Genomic DNA, 6948 nt, shown 5'->3' with positions numbered 1-6948 from the left:
TGCTAAATTATATTTCTGTCCCACTCCCACCCTTATATCATTTATTTTATATGTGCAATGAGGTTTATTTTTGATATCCCCCGAATTTATTAATAATATCTAGTACTTCTTTATGGCAACCAGGATTACTAATAATAAATGGCCCACCTTGTCCGAAATCAACTTCTCCACCATCTAAGCCTGTCATTTTCAAGCCAAGTTCTTTCGCAAATAAAAATTGAGCTGCAATGTCCCAAGGCTTAGGATTCGTGTTGATGTGTGCCCCAAATTGCCCCTTAATCACTCTTATTGAATCTAAGCCACATGAGCCAATAATTCTATAACTAAATGACGATTGGAATAGATCTTTAATCGTTTCATCATTCAATACATGAGGGTTAAATGACAGTATCGCATCTGCAATTGATAAGGTTGGAGGAGGTAGTAACGGACTTTGATTTACATATGCACCTTCCCCAGCAATCGCTTTATAAAGTTTGCCATGAGGATAATCATATATATATGAAAGTTGTGGTTCTCCATCTACAAAATATCCTAAAATAATACAATAATCTTCTTGTTGTTTTACCAAATTAGCTGTTCCATCAATTGGATCCATAATCCATAAATGCCCCTCATAAGGTTGAATATCATCATTATTCTTTTCTTCAGCTAACAATTGATGCGTTGGTAGTTCAGTTTTGAGAAACGCTTGAAAGTGATCTTGAATTTGCTTGTCTTCATTTTTTATTAGATCGATTCTATCCTTTTTAGTATCTGTATGCATTTCTTCAATTAACTGAGGTAAAATATCATCTACAATATTTAACCAATTACAAATCAATTGATCTAGTTTTCTTAAATCTTCTGAAACCATTTTTCCACCACCAATTAAATATGTATATGAATCTCCCATAACCCTATATCACTTTTTAAGCAAGGTGATATTGATGAATTGCTCTTCGTTTTGCTTAAATATTATTTTATACGAAATTTACTATTATTTGGAATGGTATTTTGAATTTTATTTTTGAAAAAGAAAAATCGGCTAGTCACGAGCTAGCCGACAAATAGAAAGGAAAGTAAGTAATAAATATTGAAGATGTTTTGATGTAACTTGAACGATTACACAGCTATCTGTTACATAGCTCTACCCCTTTGTCTAATCGCTCCCCCTGTTACAATTAATATACTAACACAATGATTTTTAAATTGTAAGCGTTTTCCAAAAGAAAATTTAGTAATTTTACACTATAACGGTTGGAAAAAGCAGAAAATGTCATCATTGTCGCTTATATGTTATAATAAATGTAATATGTAATGTTTATGGAGGTGACTTTCATTGAATAAATTAGAACGACAAAACCGAATCATTCAGGCTATACAAAATTCTGATAAAATGACCGCTTCGCAACTCGCCAAAGAATTTAATGTTTCTAAAAGAACGATATTAAGAGATATTGATGATTTAGAAGAACAAGGTGTAAAGGTATATGCACAACACGGCAAGCTTGGTGGTTATCAAATTAAAGATGCCCAATCAAAAATTTCTTTATCATTAACTGAAAATCAATTGTCAGCGTTGTTTCTTACACTTAATGAAAGTCAATCTTATTCGACACTTCCTTACCAGTCAGAAATTCAATCTATTATTAAACAATGTTTAAATTTGCCTCAAACAAGATTAAGAAAACTATTAAAGAAAATGGATTACTATATCAAATTTGAAGAAAGCACTAATGTCACACTACCTCAGTTATTTTCAGATATTTTGATTTATTGTACTGAGCGTAATGTCATGCTCGTAGATTATTTGGAAAATGAGAGAATGCAAGCAGAAAATGTCATCTTTATAGGCTTATTATGCAAATATGGACAATGGAATGCTGTCATATTCGATATAGGCCGAGGGCATACACGCGAGCTACCGATTATGGACATTCAAGACATTTCTTATTCCTTTGAAAAGACCATTAAAACGCAAGATATTTCAATCGACAATTACCAACAATTTTTAAACCCAGCCGACACTACAAATTAAAAAGTGTCAGCTGGGCTTTAAACAAACTATTTATAAAAAATAGTCCAGACCGTATATATAAATGAAACGAGATTATTTAACATATGTAAACCTATTGAAGCCGCTAAATTTCTCCCTGAAATCAAATAAACAAACACAAGAGACAATGCTAGAATAAAATATGCTCCAAATTCAAATGGCGATTTAGCATCAGTGACATGAATCAAAGTAAATGTTATCGCTGAGACAATCCCCATAACGATAAAATTAAATTTCTTCCCTAATTCTCCTATAATAATATGTCTGAATACTAATTCTTCAACTACCGGACCTGCAATAACAATCATTAAAAATGCAAATGGAATAAATGCATGTGTCTCAAACAATTGATCTAATGCCATTTCATTCTGTGTATCTGAATACTGCAAATGTTTAGGTAAGAATTGCATTAAATAATCATATAAATTTGATAATCCAAGTGCTATTAAAAATACGATAATTATGATAAACCAACGTTTTTTTAGATATATTATCCCCTTCTTAAATCTTTCACCAAAAGTATGTATATGTAAAAAATAAAATACAAAAATAACAACCACATAAGCCATCAGTTGACCTAGTGTTCCTATCATAGCTAATTGTAACTCAGATATATGTCCGAAATAGAGCCAACCTAATGCTAAACCTGCATAGCTAAATATGAATAATCCAACAATTGCTATAGGTATTAGATTTAAATCTCTCCACGCAATATCACTCCATTTATATTTTTTCTTTCTTTCATTCGCTTTCATTCACGTATCCCTTTCTTTTTACAAATTTATGTTCAAAATTAAATATTATTGGAGGTACTATGAATTATTTAGAAACCACACAACATATCAAACTGCAAATTGTAAATCTGCTCACTTTGAGTGAAACTGCTAAATATTATGCACTCATTCATCATAACAAATTTGAAGAAACTTTGAACGCATTTAATCAAAATGTCGAAACGGAACATCAATGGGCTGAAGATCATAAAACTATCTTAGGCACCACTCCTGAATTTGCTTCCTACTATGAGGTCATACAGCAATTACATAACCATCCCCTTTTGACAGTTACTCAAGGTGATATACTTTTTTATATCAATACGAAACAAATACTATTGCATGAACAACTTTTAAAAATAGATCATCAATATCAAGTAACTCCCCACAACATTTCAAATAAACATTAATCATTTACTCCACAAAATTGTACTTATTTTTATTTTATACTACTTAAGAAACAAAATACTTTAAATTTTATTGTTATATTATTTAAATTATACCTCAAATTGTAAACCTTTCTTAATAGCGTTATAATCGGTACTGATTAAGTAGTACAAAGGAGTGTTAGATGTGCTTGGCTTTTCAGTATATTTAGGTAAAGCATTAGATAGAGAATACATTCTAGATATGGCATCATTGGGATATCGCACGATTTTCACGTCTTTACAAATTCCTGAAGAAAGTAAGCACCATCAGTTGGCATATCTGGGAGAATTATGTCAGCTTTTATCTTCATATGACATCACTTATATTATTGATGTTAATCCTTCTTTGCTTAATCAATCATTATACAGTTATTTAAATCAATTGCCTCATGGGGCTTTTACGATACGCATTGATGATCAATTGAATGTTGACCTTATTGATGAGGTACAAAGTCATGGGTTCCAATGTTGCTTAAATGCAAGCACGATCACTCAAGAGATGTTGGAACGTATATATGAACACGATCATCAGAGACAATTAATTTACTGTCATAATTACTATCCACGACCTGACACAGGTCTTTCACGCTCTTTTATTGACAATAAAAATCAACTTATTCATGTCTATGATAAACATGCTAAAATATATGCCTTTATTCCAGGTACAGAATTAAGAGGTCCTCTTTTTAAAGGATTACCTACTATAGAATCGCATCGCTCAGCACATCCATTAGTTTCAGCTTATGAGTTACAGAACAGTGGTGTAGCTCACATTGTAATTGGTGATAGTGCTATAAGTATCGCTCTAGCACAACAATTGTCTGATATGGTATTCAAGCGTCACTTTACAATACATCTCAAAGATTTGGATGCTTCATTTTCAAAAAGAATTCTACGAACACATACATCACGTATTGATGCACCCGAGCATCTTATTCGTTCTCAATATTCTCGAGCAAACAATGATGAAGATATTAAGCCAATCGGTACAAAACAACGAAATGTTGGAGACGTTACAGTAGATAATCAACTTAACGGAAGATATGAAGGGGAAATTCAAGTAGTGAAAACAATGCTTCAAGGGCATCCACATATTAACCGTATCGCTCGTATAAGCGATGATGACCTCCCATTGTTAACACTGATACAGCCTGGGGATACTTTCAAATTTATATACGAAGGAGAATGACAATGAAGCGTTTAACCACCGAAACACGAAATACTCAGACGATGCATTTAGATGAAATGGATATTCAAGATGCTTTAAGAACAATGAATCTGGAAGATCAAAATGTACCTAAAGCCATTGAATCGGTTCTTCCTCAATTAACACAAGTGATAGAAAGTGCCATTCAACGCTTTAATCATGGCGGTCGCATTATTTATATCGGTGCAGGTACAAGTGGTAGACTCGGCGTTTTAGATGCAGCTGAATGTGTGCCGACTTTTAATACACGTCCTGAGGAAGTCGTGGGTATTATCGCAGGTGGCCAAGAAGCAATGATGGTTGCAGTGGAAGGTGCTGAAGATAATATTGAACAAGGTGCACAAGATTTAAAGGATATTCATTTAAATGATAAAGACATTGTCATTGGTATTTCTGCGAGCGGTCGTACACCTTACGTTAAAGGCGCGCTCAACTTTGCAAATGACATTCAAGCTGATACAGTTGCCCTTTCATGTAATGCTCATAGCGAAATCAGTAAATATGCCAACCACGTCTTAGAGATAAATGTAGGCCCAGAAGTATTAACAGGCTCTACTCGATTGAAATCTGGCACCGCACAAAAGCTTGTGTTGAATATGATTTCTACTATGACCATGATTGGTGTAGGAAAAGTATATGATAACTTAATGGTTGATTTGCGACCAACTAACAAGAAATTAGTCAACCGTTCTATCCGCATTATTCAAGATATTTGTGATTTAAGTGAGCAAGATGCACAAAACTTGTATGATGAAGCGGGACATCATATTAAAACTGCAGTTGTCATGCATTTATGTAATACGACTAAAAAAGACGCTAAATTGCGTTTGGAAAAAAGTAATGGAGTGATTAAGCAAGCCATCAACGCTTAAGGGAGGAATTTCCATGAGTAAAGAAGAACGTCTTGCTAAAGATATTACTCATGCAGTGGGCGGTATCAATAATATTGATGATATTATCCACTGTATGACACGTATTCGAATTAAAATTCATGATTACGATCAAGTCAATTACGATGAATTAAAAGGTATCGATGGTGTTTTAGGTGTCGTTGAGGATGAACGTCTTCAAGTCGTCGTTGGCCCTGGTATTGTGAACAAAGTCGCGAACTATATGGCTGACGAGAGCGGCGCACCATTAGGTAAAGATACTGCTAACTATGAAAATAAAAGTTATAAAACACAAGCTGAAGAACGCGCTCGTGAAAATAAACAGAATTTTCAAAGTCATCGTAAACAAAGCAAATGGAACAAAGTTTTAAAGTCTATCGCTAACATTTTCATACCTTTAATCCCAGCCTTTATTGGTGCCGGATTAATTGGTGGGATTGCAGCGATATTAAACAATTTATTAACCGCTGGTGCGATTTCTGGAGATTGGATCAAACAAGTTGTAGCAGTATTAAATGTCATCAAAGACGGGATGCTTGCATACTTAGCCATCTTCACAGGTATCAACGCAGCAAAAGTATTCGGCGCCACACCTGGACTAGGCGGTGTTATCGGTGGTGCGACATTACTTACAGGAATTACAGATGAGAATCCAATTAAAAATATCTTTACCGGAGAACATTTAGTTGCTGGTCAAGGCGGTATCATCGGTGTTATCTTTGCTGTTTGGCTACTCAGTTTAGTTGAAAAGAGATTACATAAAGTGGTCCCTAACTCAATTGATATTATTGTGACGCCAACGATTTCTCTATTAATAATTGGATTATTAACTATATTTATCATCATGCCACTCGCTGGATTTATCTCAGATGGACTTGTCCACGTCATTAATTGGGTGATTGGTGTAGGTGGCATATTTAGTGGTTTTATTATTGGTGCATTTTTCTTACCTCTCGTTATGTTAGGTTTGCACCATATTTTCACGCCAATTCATATTGAATTAATTAATAAAACGGGATCTACGTATTTATTACCTATTGCTGCAATGTCAGGTGCTGGTCAAGTGGGGGCTGCATTAGCGCTATGGGTAAGATGTCGTAAAAACCAAAAATTACGCAACACTTTAAAAGGTGCCCTTCCAGTTGGATTCTTGGGCATTGGCGAACCTTTAATCTACGGAGTAACATTGCCGTTAGGTCGACCATTCTTTACTGCATGTATTGGCGGCGGTATTGGTGGCGCTGTAGTTGGAGGTATTGGTCATATCGGTGCTACTGCTGTGGGGCCTAGTGGTATCTCACTATTACCATTAATTGCAAATAATATGTACCTCGGTTATATTGCCGGCTTACTGGCTGCATATGCTGGAGGATTCATTTTCACTTATTTCTTTGGTACGACTAAGGAAATGAGAAATTCTGATCAAATGGGTGATTAAATTGCCAAACATTTTGAATGAAATTGACAACCAGTACCCCTACCTCACTAAAATGAAAAAAAGATTGCTCAATTCATATTGAATTCACCTCACAAAGTGGTGAATATGAATTCACAAGATATAGCTGAAACTTTGAATACCAGTCCTTCATCGATTATTAGATTTAGTAAAAAA

At 34.4% G+C, this 6948-nt stretch carries 7 protein-coding genes and 1 pseudogene; 6 read left to right on the top strand and 2 right to left on the bottom strand.

Going from position 1 to position 6948, the window contains the following annotated elements:
• Positions 1 to 64: 64 nt before the first annotated feature.
• Positions 65 to 856 (bottom strand): inositol monophosphatase family protein, encoded by a 792-nt coding sequence (locus HMPREF3264_RS02830; protein ID WP_070871939.1) that lies wholly within the window; start codon positions 854 to 856, stop codon positions 65 to 67.
• Between the two features lie 465 nt (positions 857 to 1321).
• Between HMPREF3264_RS02830 and HMPREF3264_RS02825 the strand changes: the two genes are divergently transcribed.
• Positions 1322 to 2020 (top strand): helix-turn-helix transcriptional regulator, encoded by a 699-nt coding sequence (locus tag HMPREF3264_RS02825; RefSeq protein WP_002443877.1) that lies wholly within the window; start codon positions 1322 to 1324, stop codon positions 2018 to 2020.
• A 26-nt stretch (positions 2021 to 2046) separates the two neighbouring features.
• Here the strand turns inward: HMPREF3264_RS02825 and HMPREF3264_RS02820 are convergent, their stop codons facing one another.
• Positions 2047 to 2793 carry a CPBP family intramembrane glutamic endopeptidase gene (locus HMPREF3264_RS02820; RefSeq protein WP_070871865.1) on the bottom strand — a complete coding sequence of 249 codons (747 nt, stop codon included), beginning with the start codon at positions 2791 to 2793 and terminating at the stop codon, positions 2047 to 2049.
• 59 nt (positions 2794 to 2852) lie between these two features.
• On the opposite strand from HMPREF3264_RS02820, the gene HMPREF3264_RS02815 reads away from it, so the two are divergent.
• The 5 genes and pseudogenes from HMPREF3264_RS02815 to HMPREF3264_RS12580 form a co-directional block, all read left to right on the top strand.
• Positions 2853 to 3221, top strand: coding sequence for a hypothetical protein (locus HMPREF3264_RS02815; RefSeq protein ID WP_070871864.1), 369 nt, complete (start codon positions 2853 to 2855; stop codon positions 3219 to 3221).
• Between the two features lie 163 nt (positions 3222 to 3384).
• A complete protein-coding gene (locus tag HMPREF3264_RS02810) occupies positions 3385 to 4428 on the top strand; it encodes a MupG family TIM beta-alpha barrel fold protein (RefSeq protein WP_070871863.1) in 1044 nt (347 codons plus the stop codon).
• A gap of 2 nt (positions 4429 to 4430) precedes the next feature.
• Complete coding sequence (murQ, locus tag HMPREF3264_RS02805) at positions 4431 to 5318, top strand: N-acetylmuramic acid 6-phosphate etherase (protein ID WP_070830302.1); 888 nt, start codon at positions 4431 to 4433, stop codon at positions 5316 to 5318.
• Positions 5319 to 5331: 13 nt separating this feature from the next.
• A complete protein-coding gene (locus HMPREF3264_RS02800; protein WP_070871862.1) occupies positions 5332 to 6774 on the top strand; it encodes a PTS transporter subunit EIIC in 1443 nt (480 codons plus the stop codon).
• 1 nt (position 6775) lies between these two features.
• Positions 6776 to 6948: pseudogene (locus tag HMPREF3264_RS12580) on the top strand (MurR/RpiR family transcriptional regulator); the annotation flags it as partial.

The sequence above is a fragment of the Staphylococcus sp. HMSC62A08 genome, from assembly GCF_001839105.1.
Lineage (GTDB): Bacteria > Bacillota > Bacilli > Staphylococcales > Staphylococcaceae > Staphylococcus > Staphylococcus caprae.
Note: the sequence above shows the minus strand (reverse complement) of the source record. Positions and strands in the feature narration are given on the sequence as shown.

What these genes read in the sequence shown, in the direction of transcription:
- HMPREF3264_RS02830 (WP_070871939.1), bottom strand. Translation starts at nt 856, where the DNA reads ATGGTTTCAGAAGATTTAAGAAAACTAGATCAATTGATTTGTAATTGG.
- murQ (WP_070830302.1), top strand. Translation starts at nt 4,431, where the DNA reads ATGAAGCGTTTAACCACCGAAACACGAAATACTCAGACGATGCATTTA.
- HMPREF3264_RS02820 (WP_070871865.1), bottom strand. Translation starts at nt 2,793, where the DNA reads ATGAAAGCGAATGAAAGAAAGAAAAAATATAAATGGAGTGATATTGCG.
- HMPREF3264_RS02815 (WP_070871864.1), top strand. Translation starts at nt 2,853, where the DNA reads ATGAATTATTTAGAAACCACACAACATATCAAACTGCAAATTGTAAAT.
- HMPREF3264_RS02800 (WP_070871862.1), top strand. Translation starts at nt 5,332, where the DNA reads ATGAGTAAAGAAGAACGTCTTGCTAAAGATATTACTCATGCAGTGGGC.